The 24,760-nt window shown below is 38.7% G+C and carries 20 protein-coding genes; 2 read left to right on the top strand and 18 right to left on the bottom strand.

The genetic code is table 11. From position 1 onward, the window contains the following. Positions 1-7: 7 nt before the first annotated feature. From pheS to HME9304_RS06470, 14 genes are all read right to left on the bottom strand, one after another. Positions 8-1,027, bottom strand: coding sequence for a phenylalanine--tRNA ligase subunit alpha (gene pheS / locus HME9304_RS06535; protein WP_112377818.1), 1,020 nt, complete (start codon positions 1,025-1,027; stop codon positions 8-10). Next, entirely contained in the window at positions 1,020-1,730 is a 711-nt protein-coding gene (locus HME9304_RS06530; RefSeq protein WP_239023406.1) for a ceramidase, read from the bottom strand. Before HME9304_RS06530 ends, pheS begins: the two co-directional genes overlap by 8 nt. A 20-nt stretch (positions 1,731-1,750) precedes the next feature. After that, positions 1,751-3,604 (bottom strand): SulP family inorganic anion transporter, encoded by a 1,854-nt coding sequence (locus HME9304_RS06525; RefSeq protein ID WP_112377817.1) that lies wholly within the window; start codon positions 3,602-3,604, stop codon positions 1,751-1,753. A gap of 111 nt (positions 3,605-3,715) precedes the next feature. Continuing rightward, positions 3,716-4,342: a carbonic anhydrase family protein gene (locus HME9304_RS06520; RefSeq protein WP_112377816.1), complete on the bottom strand. Its 627-nt coding sequence runs from the start codon at positions 4,340-4,342 to the stop codon at positions 3,716-3,718. Next, positions 4,326-5,933: a SulP family inorganic anion transporter gene (locus tag HME9304_RS06515; protein ID WP_112377815.1), complete on the bottom strand. Its 1,608-nt coding sequence runs from the start codon at positions 5,931-5,933 to the stop codon at positions 4,326-4,328. The genes HME9304_RS06520 and HME9304_RS06515 overlap by 17 nt, the downstream gene beginning before the upstream one ends. A gap of 47 nt (positions 5,934-5,980) precedes the next feature. After that, a complete protein-coding gene (locus HME9304_RS06510) occupies positions 5,981-6,358 on the bottom strand; it encodes a hypothetical protein (RefSeq protein ID WP_112377814.1) in 378 nt (125 codons plus the stop codon). Between the two features lie 17 nt (positions 6,359-6,375). Next, complete coding sequence (locus tag HME9304_RS06505) at positions 6,376-7,140, bottom strand: SH3 domain-containing protein (RefSeq protein ID WP_112377813.1); 765 nt, start codon at positions 7,138-7,140, stop codon at positions 6,376-6,378. Then, on the bottom strand, positions 7,137-8,921 hold the full coding sequence (locus HME9304_RS06500; RefSeq protein WP_112377812.1) for a BatD family protein: 1,785 nt from the start codon (positions 8,919-8,921) through the stop codon (positions 7,137-7,139). Before HME9304_RS06500 ends, HME9304_RS06505 begins: the two co-directional genes overlap by 4 nt. Beyond that, complete coding sequence (locus HME9304_RS06495) at positions 8,921-9,802, bottom strand: tetratricopeptide repeat protein (RefSeq protein WP_112377811.1); 882 nt, start codon at positions 9,800-9,802, stop codon at positions 8,921-8,923. The genes HME9304_RS06500 and HME9304_RS06495 overlap by 1 nt, the downstream gene beginning before the upstream one ends. Continuing rightward, complete coding sequence (locus tag HME9304_RS06490) at positions 9,795-10,841, bottom strand: VWA domain-containing protein (RefSeq protein ID WP_112377810.1); 1,047 nt, start codon at positions 10,839-10,841, stop codon at positions 9,795-9,797. Before HME9304_RS06490 ends, HME9304_RS06495 begins: the two co-directional genes overlap by 8 nt. Before the next feature lie 5 nt (positions 10,842-10,846). Further along, positions 10,847-11,845, bottom strand: coding sequence for a vWA domain-containing protein (locus HME9304_RS06485; protein WP_112377809.1), 999 nt, complete (start codon positions 11,843-11,845; stop codon positions 10,847-10,849). After that, positions 11,846-13,519 carry a BatD family protein gene (locus HME9304_RS06480; protein ID WP_239023405.1) on the bottom strand — a complete coding sequence of 558 codons (1,674 nt, stop codon included), beginning with the start codon at positions 13,517-13,519 and terminating at the stop codon, positions 11,846-11,848. Continuing rightward, the gene (locus HME9304_RS06475) at positions 13,520-14,386 is read right to left on the bottom strand and encodes a DUF58 domain-containing protein (RefSeq protein WP_112377808.1); all 867 of its coding nucleotides are present in this window, start codon (positions 14,384-14,386) and stop codon (positions 13,520-13,522) included. A gap of 89 nt (positions 14,387-14,475) precedes the next feature. Continuing rightward, positions 14,476-15,477 (bottom strand): AAA family ATPase, encoded by a 1,002-nt coding sequence (locus HME9304_RS06470; RefSeq protein WP_112377807.1) that lies wholly within the window; start codon positions 15,475-15,477, stop codon positions 14,476-14,478. 158 nt (positions 15,478-15,635) lie between these two features. Between HME9304_RS06470 and HME9304_RS06465 the strand changes: the two genes are divergently transcribed. Next, the gene (locus tag HME9304_RS06465; RefSeq protein WP_112377806.1) at positions 15,636-16,397 is read left to right on the top strand and encodes an SDR family NAD(P)-dependent oxidoreductase; all 762 of its coding nucleotides are present in this window, start codon (positions 15,636-15,638) and stop codon (positions 16,395-16,397) included. Then, entirely contained in the window at positions 16,394-17,530 is a 1,137-nt protein-coding gene (locus tag HME9304_RS06460; protein WP_112377805.1) for an ATP-binding protein, read from the top strand. Before HME9304_RS06465 ends, HME9304_RS06460 begins: the two co-directional genes overlap by 4 nt. Here the strand turns inward: HME9304_RS06460 and HME9304_RS06455 are convergent. From HME9304_RS06455 to HME9304_RS06440, 4 genes are all read right to left on the bottom strand, one after another. After that, the gene (locus HME9304_RS06455) at positions 17,527-19,455 is read right to left on the bottom strand and encodes an alpha-amylase family glycosyl hydrolase (protein ID WP_112377804.1); all 1,929 of its coding nucleotides are present in this window, start codon (positions 19,453-19,455) and stop codon (positions 17,527-17,529) included. The genes HME9304_RS06460 and HME9304_RS06455 overlap by 4 nt on opposite strands. After that, on the bottom strand, positions 19,456-20,400 hold the full coding sequence (locus tag HME9304_RS06450) for a carbohydrate kinase family protein (RefSeq protein WP_112377803.1): 945 nt from the start codon (positions 20,398-20,400) through the stop codon (positions 19,456-19,458). Between the two features lie 48 nt (positions 20,401-20,448). Further along, on the bottom strand, positions 20,449-20,862 hold the full coding sequence (locus HME9304_RS06445; protein ID WP_112377802.1) for a hypothetical protein: 414 nt from the start codon (positions 20,860-20,862) through the stop codon (positions 20,449-20,451). 127 nt (positions 20,863-20,989) lie between these two features. Continuing rightward, positions 20,990-24,670 (bottom strand): T9SS type A sorting domain-containing protein, encoded by a 3,681-nt coding sequence (locus HME9304_RS06440; protein WP_112377801.1) that lies wholly within the window; start codon positions 24,668-24,670, stop codon positions 20,990-20,992. Positions 24,671-24,760 lie beyond the last annotated feature (90 nt).

The raw sequence follows: 24,760 nt of genomic DNA, 5'->3' as shown, positions 1-24,760 counted from the left end.
GTTAGATTTACAATGAACTCTTAAACTGTTCCAAAAAACGAATATCATTTTCACTCAATAATCGTATATCTGAAATTTGATGAAGTAAAAGGGCAATACGGTCAATGCCCATACCAAAGGCAAAGCCTGAATACGCTTCTGGATCGATACCGCAATTCTGCAAAACATTGGGGTCGACCATACCACAACCCATAATTTCAAGCCACCCCGTACCCTTTGTCATACGGTAATCTGTTTCTGTTTCCAGGCCCCAATACACATCAACTTCTGCACTCGGTTCTGTAAAAGGAAAATAAGAAGGACGTAGTCGAATTTTTGATTTCCCAAACATTTCCGAAGTAAAATACTGAAGTGTCTGTTTTAAGTCGGCAAAAGAAACGTCTTTATCTACATATAAACCCTCTACCTGATGAAAAAAACAGTGCGAACGCGCAGAAATGGCCTCATTACGATAAACCCTCCCGGGAGAAATTGTTCTAATGGGAGGCTTGTTGTTTTCCATGTATCTTACCTGTACGGAAGATGTATGGGTGCGCAAAAGAATATCTGGGTCGGTCTGAATAAAAAAAGTGTCCTGCATATCTCGTGCAGGATGATATTCGGGCAAATTGAGCGCTGTAAAATTATGCCAATCATCTTCGATTTCGGGACCTTCGGAAACATTGAAACCGATTCTGGAGAAAATATCAATGATTTGGTTTCTAACTATAGATATGGGGTGCCTTGCCCCAATTTCGATTGGTTCCCCGGGCCTGGTCAAATCTCCAAACTTGCCCCTTGTTTCGGCGGTGTTTTCAAGAGCCGTCTTTAGCGCGCTCACTTTTTCCGTAGTTGTACTCTTAAGTTGATTGATAACCTGTCCGAATTCTTTTTTCTGTTCGTTCGGAACATTTTTGAACTCTGCAAAGAACATATTCAACAAGCCTTTTTTTCCAAGGTACTTAATTCGGAAAGCTTCTATTTCGTCTTTTGAGTTGGAAGTAAAATTTTCAACTTCGTTCAAATGTTCTTTTATGGTATCAATCATGGTCGATTTTACTATTGGCGGACAAATTTAGCAAATTGTCCTTGAATATATAGGCAATCAGGCAATGAACTGCTACGCCACCAAAAAAGTGCCATAACCAATGTGTTCCCATTTGAAAAACAGATTGTTTTAGATCGATGCTCCTAAAGAAAACGGCTAAACTAAATATCAAAACCGCAAAAATTACCCATTGCACATTTATGAACTTGGTCTTGAAGAGATACCATATTATGGGAACCACAACCGTTAGTGCGGTTATTACATATCCTGTGGAAATTCTTAACGCTTTTGGTATGGGAAGTATTCGTAAACCAAAAGATGCCCCAAAGAAAATAATCAGTAAAAGAATTCGATGCCAAGGTTTGGAAACTATTTTGAGGATGAAATAAATAATCATGGCCATGCACAGCAACATGATCGGTACCCAATCCAATAATAGCCAAAATTCATGGCTTCTGGTGGCGTGATAGATAGTACCTCCTATATAACTAACTGCAATAACGGGGAGAACCAGAGCCAGAAATAAGTGCTGTCTCGGATTTTTGTATACCCTATAGCCCCAATACCACAAAATAATGACAAAAATGGTATTGCTAAACGTATTGTACGGTTCAATAATCAGTCTTCCTTCAAGGGTTTCCCTGTAAATTGGTCCTGAGTCATTGGGGAAATTCTGTAATAGCAATAGTAATGTAGGAGACATTGATTAACGCTATTGTTCGGTTATCTCTTCTTTGTATTGAGCTCTATCCAATTTATACAGCTTTTGAAATTATTGAAAATATGTTCCTTAGGAATTAAATCCGGAATAATATCAATACGTTCCATCATATATTTGGGCTGCTCAAGAATATCCACCAACAATACATCAATATTTTTGTTCTTTAAATCCTGAAGAACATCTTCCATGGCATAGAGGCCCGTCTGGTCCATATATTGCATTCGCCCCAACCGTATTATTACGGTTGACGCAGTATACGGTATTTGTTGTGCAAGTTGCTGGAACTCGCTCGTTGAACCAAAGAAAAGAGGCCCTTTAACATGTTTGATAAATACCTCATTGGTCAATTCTTTTGGAAAATCTTTTTCATCCGCCCATTTTTTTTCGTCGGTCAATGACTTTACGTCCGATCTTTTCGCAGTTAGATCGCCCATTTTCTTCATAAACATCAAAGAAGCGAAAACCAAACCAATACCAACAGCGTATACGAGGTTCCAAATAGAAGAGAGCACCATCACCACGAGCATAATTATTACTTCTGAGCTAAGCTTTATAGGACCTAATTTTATGTCCTTAGGTAGGTAGGGAATTGCTCGGAGTCCTTTGTAATCCATTACACCGATACCAACGGTAACTAAAATACCCGCTAGTACCGCAGCAGGAATCTGTGATGCCACCGGGCCCAATGCCAGAAGTATGACCAATAAGAGAATACCTGCAACCATTCCTGAAAGTTTTGTTTTTCCGCCGGAATTAATATTCACTACCGTTCTTATTGTTGCACCTGCACCGGGGAGACCTCCGAACAATGCTGCGATACTATTTCCAATTCCTTGCCCTACCAATTCTTTATTTGGTTTATGTTTGGTCTGGGTCATATTGTCCGCCACTACCGAAGTCAATAGTGAATCAATGGCACCAAGCAGTGCCAAGGTCAATGCCGTAAAAATGTAAGGAGCAATAGAATCAATTCTGAACGCTGTAAAGATTTCCAAATTTGGTAATGGCAACCCACTGGGAATTTCTTCAATCGGTCTATAATTTAATTCAAACCCATAAGCTATACCGGACACTACTATTAAGGCAACCAAAGTACTGGGGACTGCGGTAGTGATACGTTTAAAGCCATATATAATGAGGATAGTTGCCAAAGCTAAAGCTAACTCCAACCAATTGATATTCTTCAGTGCTTTGGGTAATACTCTAAAGGTGCCCATGACTCCGGAAGCATCTTTTGCCGCTAAGGTCTTGGCTTCTTTCTGCATATCAGCTGGGGTTATTTCATCAGCTCTTCTAATGGTCTCCTCAAAATCTTCCAATACCAATATGCCTTCCCCAGCTTCTTCCCTTAGAATATTTTCGAGAATTTCTTCTTCTGCATCTGCCATGAAGCGATTTACATATTCCGTATCTTCTTTTGGATAGTAACCAACAGCGGGAAGGATTTGTGTCACCAGAATAATAACTCCTATGGCTGTCATAAAACCGGAGACTACTGGATAGGGGATGTACTTTATATATTTTCCCAAACCCATAAGACCAAGCCCGATTTGCATAAATCCCGCCAATAAAAAAATAGTCAATATTGCTGGGAGTGCCCTGCCAATATCACCATCATTAATCGCAACTATACCTGCAATCACCACCATACTTACTGCAGTCATTGGAGCAGTGGGGCCAGAAATCTGTGTGTTGGTACCTCCAAAAAGAGCGGCGAAAAAACTTATAAAAATTGCACCGTACAGACCTGCACTTGGACCTAATCCAGAACTGACCCCAAATGCTAGGGCGAGGGGAAGGGCCACAATCCCAGCGGTTATGCCTCCAAATAAATCTCCTCTAAAATGCTTGAACATGTAGTGCGTTTAGATTATATCCGTGTGGTATCCAAGATAGAGTTTTTGATAAATTATAAAAGGCCAATGAAGTGTTAAACAATGGCCTTTTGGGTTAAAGTAGTTTTCTGTCTACATGTAATTGACCTCTCCCGTTGAGATATCATACATTCCGCCAACAATAATAATTTCCCCATTCTCTTCCATTTCATTGAGAACCGGGCTTTGTCTCCTAATATTATCGATGGTCAGTTTCACATTTTTCTCGGCCACGTTATTTACAAAATCAATGTTTTTGGAATTTCGTTGCGATTCGTCCGACGGTTCTGAAATTGCATCGACCGCAGGTTTTATTTTACTGAGCAACACGGTTAGATTACCCATTTTGGCATCATCACATGCTCCTTTAACCGCACCACAGCTCGTATGCCCCAAAACCACTATTATTTTGGTGCCTGCAAGTTTACAGGCAAATTCCATACTTCCCAAAATATCATCATTAACGATATTACCTGCCACGCGTGCGCTAAAAATATCACCAATGCCTTGATCAAATATTAATTCCGATGAAACACGCGAATCTATACAACTTAAAATAGTTGCAAAAGGATATTGCCCTGTACTAGTTTCTGCTACTTGCTTCAATAAATCTCTATTCGCTTCTCTATTTTCTAAAAAGCGCTTGTTTCCTTCTTTTAAAAGTTCCCATGCAGTAGTTGGGCTCAGGGCTGCTTGTGTTTCTTTAGTTTGTGTAATCATGCTCTATATGTTTATTTTGTTCAATATCCAATTTAAAAAACTCAATGTAGCTTTCTGGGTTTTCCGCTACGCCCCTTTCGGATATAAGTTTTATCTCTATATTCTTATTCTTTGCTTTTTCAGAAAAGTCATCAAGAATTTCAATAATATCGTTGTCTAAATAGCGAGTTTTTCTAACGTCCAATTCAAGATATGAATTTTCAGGTAGACTGTCCAATTCTTTGAGGATGGCACCTTTGTTAAAAAAGGTCACTTCCTCTGCCAAGGTCATTTTTATTTTGTGCGCGCCGTTACTTTTATCTTCAATGTGCAAAAAGTGGGAGTTCTGATAACTCTTAATCAAGATGACAACGATGCCTACCGCCAAACCAAGACCAATACCTATCAATAAATCCGTAAATACGATTCCCAATACTGTAACCACAAAGGGGACAAATTGTTTCCACCCCAGATGGTACATTTTAACGAACAGACCGGGCTTTGCCAATTTGTATCCAACTATGAACAATATTGCCGCCAAAACGGAAAGTGGAATCATATTGAGCAATCTTGGTATCAGCATTACGGATATCAAGAGAAAAAAACCGTGGATAATTGCCGAGGCCTTTGTTCTACCACCAGATTGAATGTTGGCAGAACTACGCACTATGACCTGTGTCACAGGTAATCCGCCAAGTAGACCGGAAACACTGTTTCCAATACCCTGCGCAAATAGTTCTTTGTTTGTTGGTGTTGTTCTTTTATAAGGGTCGAGCTTGTCCGTTGCTTCAACACATAATAATGTCTCCAGACTGGCAACCAAGGCTATAGTAAATGCCGTAATCCATATTTCTGGATTTCCAATGACCCCAAAATTTGGAAACCTCAAAAGCCCTTTCAGAGACTCTATACTCTCTGGAACGGGAACACTGACCAAATGTTCGCTGGATATTGCCAAATAGGAATTGTCACTTGTGAGGACAAAATAAAGAATCCCGCAGACCACAGCAACAAGAGGCCCCTGTATGAGTTTAAAAACCTTGGATTTTTTGCTTAATACTTTATCCCATAATATTAAGATGGCCAATGCTATTATTGCGATTATTGTAGCACCGGGACTAATAGAATTAATAGCGTTCAAAATTTCACTGAACGTATTTTCACCATCGACCTGAAAAAATGAAAAATCTCCTTCTGGATCTTCATCGTAACCAAAAAAATGGGGAATTTGTTTTAGGATGATTATGATACCTATACCGGTAAGCATTCCTTTTATGACCGATGATGGAAAATAATATGCAATAACCCCAGCTTTTAATATACTGAAGATTATCTGGATTATTCCACCAAGAACAACCGCTACCAAAAAGTTTTCGAATCCTCCCAAAGTTCCAATTGCTGTCAATACAATGGCAGCAAGACCTGCTGCAGGGCCACTTACGCCAATTTGCGAACCACTTAGGCTCCCGACCAGTATTCCCCCAACAATTCCTGCAATCAGGCCTGAAAATAATGGAGCTCCACTGGCAAGTGCAATGCCCAAACAGAGTGGCAGTGCCACAAAGAACACTACAATACTAGCGGGCAGGTCATTTTTTATATACTTGAACATAATATTATTCTGGTTTAGTCTTTAAAATAGTATTTTACTGAAGACGATTAGCAAATGAAAGTAAAAAAATTGGATGATTGCACAAATTTCCTTGGTGGGGGGAAAGGTATTTCAGCATCGAAAATGGAAACAGTGAACAAATAGCTGCTGTGGCACAAAATTTTCTTTGTATAAACACGTGTCTTTGCTGCAATAGAATTGATTAGAACTGAATTTTTGTAATCGAAATTTTTTTCGGGTTCGTTTTCTTGTTTTTTTTCCTCTTCATTTAAATCTTGTGGAACTGCAATTTCATATTTATTATCCAATAAAAGCATAATTGATGGAGCCAATATGGAAAACATTAACAGTAATGCCAGAAATGGATAGATTATGGCTTTGAGCACGTGAACGCTTTTGGCCAAAAATAATAGTAAAGCTATCATTCTTTGTTAAATATAAATTAAAAGTCCTTAAGAAGCTTTAGATTGTCACTCTTCAACCATCCGGTTTTGCCATCGGCAAGTCTAATTTTTTTCCAATCGTTGAGCTGCTCCAGTATATTGACCTTGGTTCCTTCATGCAATGTAAATACTACTTCACTATTATTATTGGGCTCTGAAGTAATCTTCACCTCTGAGCTGTAGACAATGGCAGGATTGTCTTTTTTAAAATTTTGATATTGTAAATAAGCAATCAAAACACAGAATGCACCCAAAATCAAGGAAAAGATACTAACTATGAACGCTATACGCTTTTGAGTGGCATATCGCAAAAAGAAATAGGCAAGGTATAAGAGTACAAAAAGAATAATAAGAAAAATTGCAGAGTAGGCCCATTGATCAAAGGATAGCATATTCACAAAATTTGTATATACACGCCCTAGGTCGGTTTTGGGCATTTCTTCAATGGCATCAAGCCTCATATTCTGGGCATAGCGAAGATTATTTAAAATTTCGCTGTCATTTGGTTTTAAAAGTAGGGCCTTTTCATAAAAGTAGATACTTGGACCTATTTCGTCCAATTTATAATAACAATTGCCCAAATTGAAATACAATGCGGCTGAGTGTTCTCCATTTTCTAGGATTTGCTCATAATTTTGGATTGCTTGTGCATATTCACCTTTATTGTAGTGTTCTGTAGCTTGATTGAAAAGTGCAGTATTCTGGGCCAGTCCTACATAAAATGAAAATAGAAAAGCAAATAAGGCCAATTTCTTTACGCTCATAATTGTTTGTCCAATTTAGAGATTATATCACTTGCTTTTTCGTAGTCATTTTGCATTTGCACATCCGAGAATGGACTATAACGTGCCATTTCACAATTTTTGAGCAGACTTATGAATCCATCTATATCGTCTGAGCTTACATTTTTATCTGTGAGGATAATGGTTATTTTTTCTTTACTGAACTCAGAGGTCTCTATTTTTAACTTTGCTTTTAAATAGTTATGTAGTCCTTTTTCAAGAGCCACATAGAAAGCTTCTTTATTGCCCAGCTCTTTTTTGGCAGTGGATAGGTATTTTCTCGCAAGTTTGTTCGCCTTTTTAATTTTATTCCCCGCTACGTCACTAGCGATCGCCTCTCTTTTCTTAAAGGAGAACACCGCTATGGGAATCAATAACAATGGGGCTAAAAGTAAAAGATAGAAGTTCCCTGACCCGAAGAAATACTTTGTTTCAAGCTTGCTCAAATTTGGATTTAGTTTAATAAAGTGGAACTGTTTTCCAGTTGCCACTACCAATTGCTTATTGGTGCCCAGAGTGACGGGGTTATCGGAAGAGGCGCTTGTAGGCCCTTCCATGACTTCAATATTTATTTCTTCGGAACTCAAAGTGACATACTTTGATGTCCTTGGATTAAAATAGCTGAAGGATATACTAGGGATAGGATATTTTCCCCTGAACGATGGAACTATGGTGTAATTATTCGCTACTTTGCCTTCCATGCCAGAACTTACGGTACGTACATTTTCGTCATATTCTGGGTCGTATACTTCCAATGCACTTGGAAGTTCCGGTTCTGGTAATTGAAAGAGTTTTAGGTTTCCTTTTCCTGAGACTTCGACCTTTGCCTGTAACGATTCTGAGGCATTCAACTTATTTTTGCTCGTAGTAACATTAAAATCGAACTCACCTACCGCTCCACCAAAATTTGCAGGCTTGCCTGCAGTAGGCAAAGGTTTTACATTAAGTGTGCGTCTGCCTGCGGAAACCGTTTTACTGGTTTGGGTATAGATACGACCACCAAAGAAATCCCTCCTGTTTGTTGGAACGTCTACAAAGATTTCCAAAGAAAGTGGTTCAATCTCCAAGTTTCCTGATTTTTGTGGGTATAGCACTACCCGTTTTAAGATTACGTAGCGATATGGTTTGCCTTTGTACGTTCCGTTTTGGGCCGTGTGTTTTGTTACGGGGATGTCTTGACTCCAAAAACTGTTGTATTTAGGATTGTCCAGCGGGCGGTAATTGGTAACACTTATATTTGGACTTACATAAAGTTTGTAAACTACATTTACAGCCTCGTTTAGATAGGGATTCCCCTTGGATACTTCTGCAACTAGATGAAGGCTTTCATCTGCAACATCGTCAACCGTTTTTTGGTCACTGGGCTTATCAACAGCTGCTGTGACCTCTACAGCTTTTGAAAGGGTTTTATAAGTTTCCCCGCCAATTTCTATGGTGGCCTGCTCAATGGTGAATCTTCCCCTGGCTGTCGGCACCAACACATAGGAATAAGACTTCGAGTAACTTCGTTTGCCATTGATCCAAGAAGAACTTATGGATTGTGAGGGACCCATTACTACCTTAAAACCTTGAAAAGAGGGAGGCTTGAAATTGTCCCCGTCCTTATTCATGGCAAATTCGACCCTAAGGCGTTCGTTTATACCCAACTTTTCTTTGCTTAATCTTACTTCAAAGGTCACCTCGTTTTCTTGGCCGTACAAAGACAGCCCTGCGAACAAGGAAGTGCTTAAAAAGATTAAGAAATTAAACCACGCTTTGTACATCACCAATCCTTCTCATTTTTTATTTTTTTGCCTTTCACCTTTTTTGCCTCCATTTTTTCTTGGACTTTCTTTTCCTCATTTTGCATGGCTTCTAGCAAATTTTGAATTTGTTGCTTGGAAAGTTGATTGGGTCTTGGTTGTTGTTTTTGTTCCTCGGGGCGGTCACCTTCATTGGGCTTTTTTTTCTGTTCTTCTTTTTTGTCCCCTTCTCCTTCTTTGTTCTCTTCAGGCTTGTTTTCTCCATTATCTCCATCATCGCCTTTATCTTTATTTTCATCTTCGTTTTGTTCTCCTTCATTTTCCTTGTCATTCTCTCCCCTATCGTCCTGGTCTTTATTTTTGTCTTTTTGGTCTTCTTCGTTCTTTTTATCCTTATCGTCTTGGTTTTGGTCGTTTTTTTGTTCGTCCTGTTGCTTTTTTAGCATTTCTTTGGCTAAAGCCAGATTGTAACGGGTTTCCTCATCTGTTGGATTGTTTCTAAGGGCCTCTTTATAAGCTTCCACAGCTTTTTGATATTCTTTGTTCTTCATGAACACATTCCCCATATTATGATAGGATTTATGTTTTTCAGGTTTGGATTCTGCTGTCTCGCCCGCCTGTTTAAATCTACCAAAAGCTTCTTGGTAGTTTTCCCTATTGTAATAAGCATTGCCAAGATTAAAAGGCGCAACGGCATTTTCACCGCTTTTGGAAATGGCTTTCCTGTAGTCTGCTTCGGCAGTAATAAAATTATTCTCGGTCAGCTCTTTATTTGCTTCCCATGTAAGATTTTTTGATTCTCTAAGTGCATTTTCTGCCACTTCATCGACCATTTCTTCCTGTGCTTGCGAAGTGATAGCTAGGAAAAGCAACAGGGGCAACATCAATCTTATCTTATTCATCATCATGCTCGTTAAAAAGATTTAGTTTTTTCAACCACTTTGTTTTTCTGTCCAAAAGGAAGATATCCAAAAATAAAAATAAAAGACCTATGCCCAAGAACCATTGAAATTGATCTTTGTACTCTGCAAATTGTTTGGCCTCAAATTCTTTCTTATCCATTTGATTTAGCTGTTCCTTGATATATTCCACGGCATTTTCGGTATTGGAGCCGTTGATATATTCACCGTTGCCCCGATCAGCTATCTCGGAAAGTACGTCTTCATTAAGTTTTGTAATGACCACCTCTCCTTGATTGTCTTTTTTCAAAGTTTCAACAATACCTTTTCTTTTAATGGGGATGGGAGCACCTTTTGGTTTTCCAACACCAATGGTGAATATGCGAATACCATTTTGAGTGGCATATTCCACCGCATCCAAAGTAGTTCTTTCTGAATGGTCTTCTCCATCAGAAACGATAAAAAGAACCCTATTGGTTTGTTCTGAATCATCATAATATGTGCTTGCCAAGTCTATGGCTGCATTGATGGCGGTTCCTTGCGAAGAGAGCATGTCAGTGTTCATGCTTTGAAGGAACATTTTTGCAGCTCCGTAATCAGTTGTTATGGGCAGTTGTGGGTAGGCCTGCCCGGCATATGCAATTATTCCAATACGATCACTCGCCAATTGATTGATGATTTCTGAAATCAATCTTTTTGCTTTTTCCAGTCGATTTGGAGCAATATCTTCGGCCAACATACTTTTTGAAACATCCAAGGCAAAAACAATATCCACGCCTTCACGTTTTACGGTTTCCAGTTTAGTCCCAATTTTTGGATTTACCAGTCCAATAATCAAAAAAGTAATACCCAACGAAAGAAAGATCAGTTTTAATCCTGACTTTAGATTTGATTTATTTGGAGCCAAACGTTTTAAAAGTTTCGACTCTGCAAACTGGCGCTGTGTTCTTTTTTTCCAAATTTGAAGAAAGAAAAATGCAAGTACCATTACTGGCACAATTGCCAATAGGTAGAGGTATATTTTTTCATCGAGTTGAATCATGCTTTTTAAATAAAACTTTTAAAAATTGAGTTGCGCAATGCCCATTCAATCAATAGCAAAGCTCCTGCCAAAAGAATCAATGGCCTAAACTTTTCTTCGTACTTATAGTATTTGAATTCCTCTATTTCAGTTTTTTCAAGTTTGTTGATTTCATCATAAATTTCCTCTAACTTCTCATTGTTGGTCGCCCTAAAATATTTTCCACCGGTTAGCGTAGCGATTTCTTTTAATAGTTTTTCATCTATCTCCACTTGGCGCATCCCGTATCTAAAAGTACCGTCTGGATTGTATGCGATGGGGGATAGCGCATTGCCATTGGTTCCCAGACCAATGGTATAAGTTTTTATGCCAAACTCAATGGCAAGATTTGCGGCAGTGTTCGGTTCTATAAATCCCGAATTATTTACGCCGTCCGTTAAAAGTATAATGACCTTGCTTATGGCCTTACTTTCTTTTAATCGATTGACGGAAGTTGCCAATCCCATTCCAATGGCGGTGCCATCTTCCAACTCTCCATAAGTGATTTCACGTAGAGCACGCAACACTATGGATTTATCACTCGTAATAGGTGTTTTGGTATAGCTTTCGCCTGCATACCCTACCAAACCAATACGGTCATTAGGGCGTTTTTCTATAAATTCTCCCGCAACTTTTTTAAGTGCCGAAAGTCTATTTGGCTTTAAGTCTCTTGCGAGCATACTTGAAGAAACGTCTATAGCCATAACAATATCTATTCCTTTGGTCGTCTTGGTCCTGGTAGAAATATCCTCTGTCTGTGGTCTTGCCAAAGCCATAATAATTGCTGCAAGTGCCAGAAGGCGAAGTGCAAAGAGCACTGGCCTCATTTTTGAAATTAGGCTATTGACATTAAATCCTTTTATACTGGATATTTTTAAGGATGCAACCTGATCTTTATGTTTAAAATAATACCATAGCAAAGCCACTGGAAGCAAAAGTAGCAACCAAAAAAATTCTGGATTTGCAAATTCTATGTTCTTAAACATCTAGGTCTGTGTTTTTACGTCAACGGTACTCAAAATTCTATCCACTATTTGTTCTGCATACTCATCGCCATCTTCCCACGTGATAATGATTTGCTGCATAAACCCTTTTCCTCCAAAAGAGAGAATGGTGTATTTAGCCTTTTTGGATTCATCATTGACAGGATTTTTGAAATTTCCTGTCCCAAAGGTCTTGATACCCTGTACTCCTGATTTTGTGATAAACTCTTCTTGTTTCGTAATAATATTTTTAATCCCAAGACTTTCAAAAGTTCCCAAAGTTGATCCTATGGCAGCCTCAAAATTTGGTTCGTTCTGTTCTTTATAGGTAACGGAACTGGTTGCAACAGAAAAAATGCCTACATAGCTTCCGTATGCAAAAGTCTGTAGTTGTTGAATAAGCTCTTGCGTTTCTGGAGGCAGTTCTATTTCCTGGCGAATGAGAACATCAGGTGTTTCAATTTCAATAGGGGGAAAACCATAAGAACTTGAAATCCATTCTCCCTCCAATAATTCTTTTGTTGGATACCCAAAAATGTTGTCTTTTACTTGTTTGACACCAAAAAACACCAAGGAAAAGACTATTCCAAAAAATACAATCCCTGCAAAAATGGCAGCAGTCCAATAGATTTTCTTTCGCTGTTTCTTTTTTGCCACTTCTTCTAGATATTCCTTTGTCTGAAGCAAATCTTCTTCCGTGGGCTCTGGCAGTGCTTCGTGTGTTTTGACTACTATTTGCTCTACGGTCTTTCTATTCTGTTCCGCAATGGAAGTAGATGGTTTTGATTTGGCAAATTTTACCAAATCTGCTGTTTGTAATATATTCTGGAATTGTATTAGGGTTTCGTCATCCAATTTAAGCTCGCCAGCATCCTTGAGCATTTCTAGTTTTGCTATTAATTGTCCCGTTGTACTTTCCAATGCAGAAACATTTACGTCTTCTTCCAAATATGAACGTACAATTGTGGTGAGTTCGGAATAATACTTTTTATACTCGTCTTGGATAAGGTATTTGGAATTTTCCAACTTTTTAAGCTCCAGCAGAGCACGATCGTAAGGAGGCAGCAGGGCCTCTTCCTCTTCTTGGGTCAACGGTTTTTTTCTTAAGAAAAACCAATAGACCAATCCGCCAATAATTGCAAGACCCAATAATATCCAAAGTACTATCTTCCATATTTCTGCATAACTCTTTTCAACTTCTATAAGAGGTTTGATGTCGAACATTTTCTGTTTGGTGGTATCCACAGCGACATCGGCTACTTTTATTCGGAAGGAATCCGTGAAAAAAGGTTGTTCGTTTATGGCTATCCGTTGTGATGGAATTGTATATGCGCCGCTGTCAAATTGCGTTAGTGCATATACGCGTTGAAGGATTACTTTCTTATCATTTTTGACGGTATCCATCATTATGGCCTCTACGGTTTCCAAGGGGGAGAATGTCTGCCCTTCGGGAAAATGGACAATATTTGTCGAATCGGTTTCTACGGTGATTTTATACTGTATTTGCTCCCCGATTTTAATATTAGTGGTATCTATTTCCGCTGTAACATTAGAACTCTCTTGAGAAATGAGTTCATGGGGAGTAAAAAATATGAAGAAAAAAGCCCCAAGAATCAAGAACCTATACTTTAGGGTGCCATTCAAATAATAATTTATATTTCGTCCTCCAAACTTCATTTATCCTCTTCGTTTAAAATAGCCCAATAATTTTTTTACATAGCTTTCATCCACCCTGCAATGAATAACACCGCAACCCGATTTTGTAAAAGAATCCGAGAAGTATGTAACTTTCTCTTTATGGAATTCACCGTACGCCGAACGTACTCTTTTAGAGCGGGTATTTACCAATTGCAACATTCCCGTTTCTGCATCTTGCATTTGTACCATACCCAGATTAGGGATGGATTCTTCACGTTCGTCAAACACCCTAATACCCGTTACATCATGTTTATTTCCAATAATTCGAAGCGTGTTTTCATAATCGTCTGCAATAAAATCAGACAACATAAACACAATAGCTTTCTTCTTCATTACGTTGGTAAGAAACTTTAGAGCTTGCGCTATATTGGTTCGGTTGCTTTTGGGTGTAAATTCCAGTAGTTCTCGAATTATTCGTAAAACGTGGCTCTTCCCTTTTTTGGGAGGGATATACAATTCTACTTGATCAGAAAACAAGATTAGACCCACCTTATCATTATTCTGTAGGGCTGAAAAGGCTAGAGTAGCGGATATTTCAGTAATGACTCCTTTTTTAAACTGGTTAGAAGTTCCAAATAATTCAGAACCGCTAACATCTACCATTAACATCATGGTCAGTTCCCGCTCTTCTTCAAAAACCTTTACGTATGGCTCATTATAACGCGCAGTAACGTTCCAATCGATACTTCTTACATCATCCCCAAATTGATATTGACGTACCTCGCTAAAGGTCATCCCCCTACCTTTAAAAGTAGAATGATACTCCCCACCAAAAATATGGTCAGAAAGACGCCTTGTCTTTATTTCAATTTTACGGACTTTTTTAAGTAGCTCTTTTGTATCCATTTATAAGTAAACAGTGTTTAGCCGTCAGTATTTAGTGGTGGAATGCCATTAAAAAAAACCACCAACTACAACTGCCAACTGTAGACTTTTTAGGGTACTTCTACCTCGTTAACAATCTTGTTTATGATTTCTTCAGAGGTAACATTCTCAGCTTCGGCCTCATAGGTTATCCCGATGCGGTGTCGAAGTACATCATGTACAACGGCCCTAACATCTTCAGGAACAACGTATCCTCTTCTTTTTATAAAGGCATAGCATTTGGAAGCATTTGCCAAATTTATGCTTCCTCTTGGTGAAGCACCAAAACTGATCAGGGGTTTAAGATTTTCAAGATTGTATTTTTCAGGATAGCGGGTAGCGAATACCAAATCCAAGATATATTTTTCTATTTTTTCGTCCATATAGACCTCACGTACCGCTTGTTGGGCACTTAAAATCTGTTTTAAAGTAACTACGGGTTTAATGGCTTCATTGGCACCACTTAGATTTTGCCGCATAATGAGTTGTTCTTCATTAAGTTTTGGATAATCTATAACAGTTTTTAGCATAAAACGGTCCACTTGGGCTTCTGGCAAAGGATACGTTCCTTCTTGTTCTACGGGGTTTTGAGTGGCCATTACTAAGAATGGAGCTTCTAATTTAAATGTCTCGTCCCCAATAGTAACTTGTCTTTCCTGCATGGCCTCCAATAATGCCGACTGAACTTTTGCGGGAGCCCTGTTTATTTCATCTGCAAGAACAAAGTTTGCGAAAATTGGCCCCTTCTTAATGGAAAAATCATTTTCCTTCATATTATAGATCAAAGTTCCCACAACATCTGCGGGCAAAAGATCAGGCGTAAATTGAATTCTACTAAAATCCCCTTTCACCGCTTTTGCCAAAGTATTGATAGCCAAAGTTTTTGCTAATCCCGGAACGCCTTCCAATAGGATATGACCTTGACCCAGTAAGCCAATGAGCAACCTTTCCACCATGTGTCTTTGACCAACAATAGCTTTGTTCATTTCAAGGGTAAGCAAATCGATGAATGCGCTTTCTTGGGCAATTTTCTCATTCACAGCACTAATATCAATAGTAGTGTTTTCTTCCATAAGAACTTTTGTAGTAACGTGTTATTTTAAGTGTTTGTACTAAGAAGTGCAAAATGAAAATTTATTTAAAATCCATCTGTTAATTAATGGTTAAAAAAAACCCCGAACCCCCAGTTTTGTGAAGTATTTAAGGGTTTAATTTTATACTTTCATGAAATATGGATGGTACAGAAACAGTATTAATTACCGGGGCGACCAGTGGAATAGGGAAGGCAACGGCAACACTATTGGCCAAAGAAGGATTTAACTTAATAATTTGTGGCCGTAGGAAGAAACGATTGAAAGCGCTGAAAGAGGAACTGGAAAAGTTCACGAAAGTTTATGTATCAAGTTTTGATATTAGGGATAAACTCGCGGTTACCGAAGCAGTTGAAAGCATACCAAAAGAGTTTTCCCCCATAGATATTTTAATTAACAATGCAGGGAACGCACATGGTATGGATACCATTGATAACGGAGATATTGACGATTGGGATGCAATGCTGGACATTAATGTAAAGGGGCTGTTGTATATTTCCAAAGCGATTTTGCCACAAATGGTGGAACGAAAATCAGGACATATCATAAACATTGGATCTACTGCAGGCAAAGAAGTTTATCCAAAAGGAAATGTTTACTGTGCCAGTAAACATGCCGTAGACGCTATAAACAAAGGGATGCGCATAGATTTGAATGCTTATGGGATTCGAGTAGGAGCTATAAATCCTGGATTGGTGGAAACTGAGTTCAGCGATGTACGATTTAAAGGGGATACTGAAAAAGCTGAGAAAGTGTATCAAGGCTACCAACCCTTACAGCCAGAGGATATTGCAGATATTATACACTTTACGATTACAAGGCCCTATCATGTAAACATTGCAGATTTAGTGGTAATGCCAACCGCTCAGGCCAGCAGTACAGTTGTTAGGAAAGAAATATGATCAATAAACGCCTTCTTGTAAAAAACCTACTGGCGCATAATGATGAGAATAGCTTCTATGATAAAAAAAGGTTTATTTCCATAGGAGAAAAAGAAGGCAAGGCCAAATTTCTAAAACATGTTTGTGCTCTGGCAAACAGCAACCCCATAAATAATTCTTTTATTGTTATAGGTGTTGAGGATGAAGACAACAAGATTGTAGGGGTTGATTTCTTTGATGATAGTAAAATTCAAAATCTGGTAAATGCCTATTTGGATAACCCTCCCCTTATTTCTTATGAAAATATTCCTTTTCCACATTTGCCGGAAGGTAAAGTAGTGGGTTTGGTAACTATAAAATCCAATGGAAAAGTATGTGCACTCAGAAAAAATATATGGAAATACTATGGAGGAGCCGTCTTTTTTAGAGAGGGGAGCATAAGTTTGCCAAAAGCTTTTGATATTGAACTTAAGGATATTAATTCTGATGCAGTCGCAACCATAGAGCTACATGCCCGTAATAATATTGAACTTACACTTGACGCAGTAATTAATTTTATGAATAGCAGGCATGCGGACCTGACCAGTAATTATAAAGTTTTTAAAGAACAATTTGTGGTCTGCTGGGCGGGAAACAAGAAAAAGGTTCAAAATAAAACGTATTATTCTAGAGTTGACATTGAATTGATCAACGAGCAAGTTAAACTGTTCTATTCTGCTTTGGACGAGATAACTATTGCTTATGATGAGAATTCATTCAGTACTTTGGAATTTGTACAATTGGGGCTGGGTTCCCAACAACATTACTTTCCACTGGAAGAAATGGTGATAACTTTTTCCGACAACGGAAAATACAGCATCAACAGTGAATTGGTATTTGAACCACCACAATATGATAAGAAAACATTGTACCACGTATTAAATACCAACAATACCTTGCTACAAAAACTTGAAAAGAAAATTAAACTGAACCAAGCCGAGGAAAAGGACCTTACACACCTTCCCGCCACGTACCTTCTTTGTTATTTAAACGGCTTTGAAGAAGCAAAAGAACAAATGGAACAGGCCCGTCCGTTATTAAAGCAAACAAATAAGCGAGTATATGACTCGCTCAAAGAATCCTTGCGCATTATTAGAAAAGTGAGATACAATTAAGATTTTTTTAGCCAGAGAATCTGATACGGTTTCAATTCCAACAACCCGCTCTTAAGCGATATTTTCTGTTCTGAAATCAAATCTTTTGGATTGCCCATCGTAAAATACCCTAGCTTCAGTATCCAGCCTGCTTCGATTACTTGGGGATTTTCGTCAAAATTACTAATGACCAGTAATCCATTTTCGCTTGTTGAGGTTCTTTCAAATACAAGAACGTGGTCATTGCCAGTATGGCACAAGGATAGATTGTCGTTATCCGCAAAGACAATATTTTCTTTTCTAATAGCAATCAATCGTTGCAACGTATGGAATATTTTGGATTGGGGCAAATCTTTATTTTCCAATTTTGAAATGAGTTCCCAGTCTTGTTTTGGTCTGTTTGCCCAACGGCTGTCCCCTTTTGTTGCATCATCCTCTAAAAAAGAATAGTCGTTTAATATACCGATCTCATCACCTGCGTAAATCATGGGAATACCTCCAAAGGCCAAAATAATACCGTGAAGCATGTTGATTTTTGCAACTGCTTCGTTCACTAGAGATTTATTTTTCTCAATCAATCCCTTTTCCAGTCCTAAGAGTGATGCCGCACTACCGGTGATCCGTCCATCCCCAGTTTTGGGATTGTACATAAAGAGCAATCCTTTTGAAGGAGACCAATTCAACCGCTGGCAATAATAGTCCAACAAAAATTTACGGTGCTGTTGTGGGTTCCATCCAATCTCTTCAATAAAACTATTTTCATATCCCAGTCCAATATCATCATGGCAACGGATATAGTTGATCCATGTACAGTCTTTGGGTTTGGCAGGCACGTTGCTCAGGCTTTTGTAAAGCAGTACTGTTTTCTTTGTCGCTATTGAATTCCAAAGTAAAGCCATTAAAGATGCGTTGTAGGCAACTTCACATTCATTCGCCCTTTTTTGGCCTTCTCCAAAATATTTTACGATTTCAGTTGGTGCTACAATAGCTTCGGCCAAAAATATAGTTCCTGGTGCCACAACTTGCAAACACATTCGGAACAATGCAATAAGGTCATGCGCTTCAGGAAGGTTTTGGGAATCTGTACCAATTTTTTTCCAGAGAAATGCGAGTGCATCAAAGCGTACCATGTCAACCCCCATATTGGCTAATTTTACCAGATTGGTCAACATCTCCAAAAATACCTCAGGATTGGTATAGTTCAGATCCCATTGATAATCATTGAAAACCGTCATCACCCATCTATCCATTTCAGGAATATGGGTAAAATTACCTGGCGAGGTTTCCGGGAAAACCTCGGGCAGTGATTTTTCAAACTCTTTTGGAATGGAATCGTCTTCAAAAATGTAATAGTATCCTTGATATTTTTTTTCGCCTTTTTTCGCCTTTTTCGCCCATGGAAATTCGTTGGAAGTATGATTGACAACGAAATCCAGCATCAAGAACATTTGCTGTTTTCTAAACTCTGAAGCTAGCTCGAGAAATTCCTTGTCAGTTCCATATTTTGGGTCTATTTTGTGGTAACTGTTTACGGCATACCCTCCATCGTTCTCACCATTTGGACGGGTAGTAATGGGCATAAGGTGCAAAAAATTTATTCCCAATCTTTTTAGGTAGGGAATTTTTTCTTTAAGACCTTTTAAATCTTTATGAAAATGCTCAACATACAATTGCATGCCCACCATTTTTTCTGATTGGTACCAATTGCCTTCTTCCAATCTTTGCAAATCCTGATTTTTCAATTCATCAGAACGTAAAGCGAATAACTTTGGAAATAGGTTCATCAATTCCTGAAACGCACCATGATGTTTTTCTTCTGGATAAATTGAGAAAAACAATTGTTGGATCAAGCCTAAATTTGTTGCCAATCGCAAATTGAAAAGTACTTTGGTATTCTTTTCCTTAAATCTTGAAGAAATCAATTGATGTAAGGCAGCCTGATTCATCTAGTCCTGTAACTGTGATTTATTGGGCAATGCAACTATTGCCCCATAATTGGTAGTAGTGATAGCTCCGGCCATATTGGCTTTTGCAACCATTTTCAGTAACAATTTATCGTTATTGAAGATGTTATCAAAATTGTCCAGACCTGAAATTTGTTGTAGAAGACAGCCAATAAAAGCATCACCAGCCCCAGTTGTATCGATTGGTTTTACCTTGATACTGGGAACAATCTCTCTAATGTTATTCGTGCTAAGTAGTGTTCCTTTCTTACCAAGCGTTACAGTTATAATCTTGGCGCCAACATCATGTAAAAAATCACATGCTTCATGCATATCTTCTTTGCCCGATAGCAATTGCGCCTCTTCCAAACTGAATTTACACAAATGGGATTTCTCAATAAATGGCATGCACTTTTTAACGAATTGCAGTTCGTTTTCTTTCCAAAGATCTTTCCTGAAATTTGGATCAAAACTTATAAACATCTCTTTTGTAAGGGCATCAAACAAGTATTTGCCATAGGCTTTTTCCAGAGGGCCTCCCAAAAGGGCAGTAGCAGCTCCCAAATGAAGTAAATTGCCATTAAAATCCTTTCTCAGCGCGACTTGATATTCAAGTTCCCTATCGGCTCCCCTGCTAAAAACAAAATCACGTTCCCCATCTTCGGCCAATGACACAAAAGCAAGGGTTGTAAACGTTTTGGAACGCTGCGCCAAGGAAATATCAACGCTTTCATTCTTTAAGGTATTGAGCAGAAAATCTCCAAACGGATCATCTCCAACACAACCAACAAAAATACCTCTTCCACCAAGCTTTGCTATTGCACAAGCAACATTTGCAGGTGCACCACCTGCTTTTTTAGTAAATGTGTTTGCTTTAGAAAGATTACTGCCCTGTTTTTCGGCAACAAAATCTATTAAGAGCTCACCGATACAGAATACTTTTTTCATACCTAGTATTAAAAATTAGGTATAACCAATGTAAGGAGAAAAAAACTGCTATTCCAAAATTTTATGCTCAATCACTGTAAAATAGGTCATCGATGTATTTTGACAAAGTGTTTCCTTGGCTTTCGCCTCAAGAATTTTGCCATTGGATAAAAGATTGGGCTCAAAAAGAAAAGTAACATCCATTTGATGATTTTTTGGAAGCTTTTTACTTAAACTGCTTCCAGATACAACTACCTCTACAACTTCCACTGCAAAAACATTATCTTTTTGTGTTCCGCATATTTGTTTGTCAGAACCTAGAGTGTCTACAATTTTAATTTTAAAAAGGATTTCATCGGGACCAATCATTTGTTGTTGCGTTATTGCTTCTTCTTTTTCAGAATTTTCTACTGAGGCAAACTCTCCAGATGTATCGCAAGCATTGCTCACTATAAACAATAATAATATAAATAGTGTTTTCATAAATACTTTAGCTTTAGATATGTACGAAAAATTTTAGCAGTATGGATGTTAAAAAGAGATGTCCAAAAAACTAACCAGAAAGGCTAAAATGTTTTTTGGACATCTTTAATGTATTTAGTAAAGCTATCTACTTTTTTATAATCTTAAAATTCTCATTCGTGTTTGCACCGGTTATTTTCACAAAGTAAATGCCAGCTGGACTATTGGATGCATTCCATACAAATGGTTTTGAGCTATCTTGATTGGTTTTCTCATAGACCATTTGACCGACCATGTTAAAAATTTGAGTACTTACTTTAGAATCGTCATTATTCTTTAACGCAAAATAAAACTCCTCAGTTGACGGATTTGGCCAAACAGCTGTAACTACATTGGTTTCAACATTAGCCAAATTTTGGGAAGTTTGTTCTCCGGCAACGCCTGAGGGAGCTATCTCCATTGCAGTATCCCCTTCGGAACCATTGTCAGCAGTACCAAATATTTGAAATATTTGATCTTCCTGCAATCCACCAAAAACTTGTGACTTATTGGTCCAATCAATAGCACCGGTTCCAAATAAGTCTGCAGTATCCCTAAAAAGAGATTCGTTTCCGATCAGTCCCGCTTGTGTCAACCAGAACCATTGTGTTGCGTTCGGCGAAAAATCCAAGTTAGCATACACGGAGAGCCAGTATGTACCTGATTCCAGTTGAACAGGTTCTGGAAGATCTATGCTAAGATTGGTATTGGTGGGTGCCGAGGAAAGCGCTAAAGCACCACTATCGTAAACAGTTGCGCCTGGTAGCCCGTTGTTGTTCTCATAAATAACAACGGTTGCAGTTGTTAGTAATGGATTGTTGTTTGCTCCTCCAGAAGCAACAATATTGTTTATAGTCCATTGACTTCCGTTAGGCACTATAAAATCGTCTGCAGATTGTAACAGCGCACCTCCAAAATCAGGAATCAATTGTGAAGGGCTACTACTTGTAAAGGCTTCGTTTTGTTCGTAGATCGGGAATTCGGTAAGTGTAACCGTAAATCCTTCTGCAACTTGTTCTTTTCCTGATGTTGCAATAAGTCCTATTGCTGCAGAGCCTTCTGAATCTGGAGCAAATGATAGTGAAATTACATCTCCGTTCAATTCTGCGGTAACCAAATCCGGATTTGAATTTGTCAGTTCAATGGAAATAGATCTTCCTCTTGAACTTACGAACAGGTCTTTTACATCTATTTCTTTATCTGGGCTATTTAAGGGCAACACCAAATCTGGCAATAGATAAGCGGTGCTCAACGTGGCTTCAGGTGATGGGAACGCAAAGAACTGAGCATTATAAATTCCGTTGCCGTGTGCCGCCACAGCCACAAAACCATCTTCTCTTGTTCTTACTTGTGGTACTACAACATTGCCTACTACAAAAGGTTCTTTAAACCATCGGGTACGTTCTCCGTTCAGCCAAAAGGAAACATAAAGCCCAGTACTCGTACCTGCATAGTAAAGACTGTTGTTGCCCCCTATGGCAAACCATCTTACCGAAGGCCCATTTCCTGTTCCATCACTATTCTCTTCTAGGTTACCGCTGATGCTTTCCCAAGTTTCACCAGCATTTTTGCTCATAAAAATACTTTGAATATTATAGTTGGAAAATACTGCGAATACTTTATCGGAATTGGTGGGATCTACATACATTTGATTGATATTCCCGGCGGGAAGCCCTTTTCCACTTGAGATATCAACAACAGCTTGATCATCAAGATTTGCGTTTTCAACCTTAAAAATCATTCCGCTCGATGTTCCATAGTAAAGTCGATTTGCCACAGGAAATTTGGATACGTCCAATCCTGTAATCAAAGAACCGTCGGGCGTTGCTGTTTGTGTTTGTTCTACCCAATTTACTGTCGCCTGTGCATTGGAGAACAATGGAATCTCATCCAAATTGTTGTTGCGCCACATACGATCTCCTGCAGGCATATACATAATGTTATCATTGATTGGGTCCAATAAAAACGGAGCTACAAAATCAAATCCGCTGGCACCTGCGGGTTGTACTCTTGTAAAGGATATGAATTCTTCGGCTTCGTTGAAATTGAAGCGATAGACATTTCCAAATTGGGATGAGACATATCGCGTAAGTCCTCCATCAGCAATTGCATTATATGATCCATCGCCACCAAAATCACTTTCCCATGGATCATTTCCATTGGTAGAGTTGGTAAACCAAGTACCATTATCTTGAAAACCAGCTACAACGTCTTGACTGTTACCTTCTGGGTCTATTGAAATTGCATAAGGCTGTGTGGTTATATAGCCATTGTTCAAGGATGTCCAGCTTACGGGCTCCGTATCAATGGTAATATCTTCGGTAACCTGTACACCACCATCATTTGCTGTAATAGCTTTATCTGGGTTAGAGGGTAAAAAGACTAAATTATGCTGATCAGGATGATGGTTGGGGTATAGTGCAAAACTATCTGCAAAAATAGTGTACCCTCCGATCCAACTTTCAAATCCAGTAGGTGTTGTAAAACCTGTTGTAGACCTATATAAATTGGTACCGCCCAAGAAAACTAAATCTGGATTGGTAGGATGCACTTTTATAATCATATTATAGGCTCCCTGAAGGTTTAAATTTCCAGCCACACCACCAATGCTAATAGGAAGGTTCGCTGTCAAATCTACCCATTGCTCTTCAGGAGTTTCGGCATCTGCTTGATATTTCCAAAGAAATGCTTCCCCCGCATTGCTCAAATCATATGAGAAAAAGAAAATCCTGTTTTCATCCGAAGGGTCATAGGCCATTACAGTCCTTCCAAAGGATGGAAATAATCCTTCCGGGGTTATGTTTGTCCAAGTATCACCATCTTGGGAAGTATAGAACCCGGCATTCTCACCTCCAAAAATATCCACCGTTGCATAAAGGGTTCCCTTAGGCGTTATAATTATTTCGGTTTGACTATCAAATCCACTGGGCAATACTTCTTCAAATGATCTTGCTCCGTTTTTGGAGCGGAACAGTCCATCAAATGTTGCTGCATAAAGATCCCCATTTGAAGGGTGTATGGCCAAGCTGTTTATGATATCAAATGAAGAGAGCGTGGTCACATCGTTGTCAGATATATTGTCCCGCATACGTATCCAACTTCTCCCGTTGTTGAAGGACTTAAAGATTCCTACTCCTTGGTAGAATGCCCCAGGCGCACTAGCAGAATTCCCAAAACGCTCACCAGATGCGTAGTACCATACATTTCCACGAAATTTTCTTGGATCTTGCACGATTGAGGTAATACTGGGGGACTGCCATTTACGGGTAACGCGTCTCCAACTGTCGCCAGCGTTTGTGGATCGCCAAAGTCCACCTGAAACGCCTCCAGCTAAAATGGTATTTTCATTTCTTCTGTCTAAAGCAAGTGCCCTTGTTCTTCCGCCAACGTTGGCAGGCCCTCGGTTGCGCCAATAGAAATATCTCTTTTTAGAAGCTTCTGCCCCATACGATTTTGACATCTGTGATTGTACGTCCGTGGAGTCAATTTTACCTGAAAACTCAACCTCTTTTAAACGAATGTTGTCTGGTATTGTTTTTGTAAAAGGATCCTGTACTTGTCTAAATTCATAGGATAAACGATCCATGGCACGGTCTCCCACTGCTTTTGGTTTTACCCCTGTTGGTCCTTTTTTACTATCATAAAGTTTAGACTGTTTATAAAGGTTATGCCCCTTTTGTGGTGCATCATCATGAGTTTTTTTTAAATTTTGAGCATTTAAGTTTGAAACACTTAAAAATAAAAAGCTGCATAGAAGGAATGCAACTCTGTTGAGTAGTACTTTTTTCATATAGTCGAGGTTTAAAAAAATTTAGCTTTCCAATATAGTGAAAAACTTAAAATATTGTTAAAGCCTCTTACAAAAATCGATGAAATACGC

The organism is Flagellimonas maritima, from assembly GCF_003269425.1.
Lineage (GTDB): Bacteria > Bacteroidota > Bacteroidia > Flavobacteriales > Flavobacteriaceae > Flagellimonas > Flagellimonas maritima.
This window is presented reverse-complemented; position numbering and strand designations above follow the sequence as displayed.

Excerpts from the sequence above, each read along its gene's own strand:
- pheS (WP_112377818.1), bottom strand. The coding sequence starts at position 1,027 with ATGATTGATACCATAAAAGAACATTTGAACGAAGTTGAAAATTTTACT.
- HME9304_RS06530 (WP_239023406.1), bottom strand. The coding sequence starts at position 1,730 with ATGTCTCCTACATTACTATTGCTATTACAGAATTTCCCCAATGACTCA.
- HME9304_RS06525 (WP_112377817.1), bottom strand. The coding sequence starts at position 3,604 with ATGTTCAAGCATTTTAGAGGAGATTTATTTGGAGGCATAACCGCTGGG.
- HME9304_RS06520 (WP_112377816.1), bottom strand. The coding sequence starts at position 4,342 with ATGATTACACAAACTAAAGAAACACAAGCAGCCCTGAGCCCAACTACT.
- HME9304_RS06515 (WP_112377815.1), bottom strand. The coding sequence starts at position 5,933 with ATGTTCAAGTATATAAAAAATGACCTGCCCGCTAGTATTGTAGTGTTC.
- HME9304_RS06510 (WP_112377814.1), bottom strand. The coding sequence starts at position 6,358 with ATGATAGCTTTACTATTATTTTTGGCCAAAAGCGTTCACGTGCTCAAA.
- HME9304_RS06505 (WP_112377813.1), bottom strand. The coding sequence starts at position 7,140 with ATGAGCGTAAAGAAATTGGCCTTATTTGCTTTTCTATTTTCATTTTAT.
- HME9304_RS06500 (WP_112377812.1), bottom strand. The coding sequence starts at position 8,921 with ATGTACAAAGCGTGGTTTAATTTCTTAATCTTTTTAAGCACTTCCTTG.
- HME9304_RS06495 (WP_112377811.1), bottom strand. The coding sequence starts at position 9,802 with ATGAATAAGATAAGATTGATGTTGCCCCTGTTGCTTTTCCTAGCTATC.
- HME9304_RS06490 (WP_112377810.1), bottom strand. The coding sequence starts at position 10,841 with ATGATTCAACTCGATGAAAAAATATACCTCTACCTATTGGCAATTGTG.
- HME9304_RS06485 (WP_112377809.1), bottom strand. The coding sequence starts at position 11,845 with ATGTTTAAGAACATAGAATTTGCAAATCCAGAATTTTTTTGGTTGCTA.
- HME9304_RS06480 (WP_239023405.1), bottom strand. The coding sequence starts at position 13,519 with ATGAAGTTTGGAGGACGAAATATAAATTATTATTTGAATGGCACCCTA.
- HME9304_RS06475 (WP_112377808.1), bottom strand. The coding sequence starts at position 14,386 with ATGGATACAAAAGAGCTACTTAAAAAAGTCCGTAAAATTGAAATAAAG.
- HME9304_RS06470 (WP_112377807.1), bottom strand. The coding sequence starts at position 15,477 with ATGGAAGAAAACACTACTATTGATATTAGTGCTGTGAATGAGAAAATT.
- HME9304_RS06465 (WP_112377806.1), top strand. The coding sequence starts at position 15,636 with ATGGATGGTACAGAAACAGTATTAATTACCGGGGCGACCAGTGGAATA.
- HME9304_RS06460 (WP_112377805.1), top strand. The coding sequence starts at position 16,394 with ATGATCAATAAACGCCTTCTTGTAAAAAACCTACTGGCGCATAATGAT.
- HME9304_RS06455 (WP_112377804.1), bottom strand. The coding sequence starts at position 19,455 with ATGAATCAGGCTGCCTTACATCAATTGATTTCTTCAAGATTTAAGGAA.
- HME9304_RS06450 (WP_112377803.1), bottom strand. The coding sequence starts at position 20,400 with ATGAAAAAAGTATTCTGTATCGGTGAGCTCTTAATAGATTTTGTTGCC.
- HME9304_RS06445 (WP_112377802.1), bottom strand. The coding sequence starts at position 20,862 with ATGAAAACACTATTTATATTATTATTGTTTATAGTGAGCAATGCTTGC.
- HME9304_RS06440 (WP_112377801.1), bottom strand. The coding sequence starts at position 24,670 with ATGAAAAAAGTACTACTCAACAGAGTTGCATTCCTTCTATGCAGCTTT.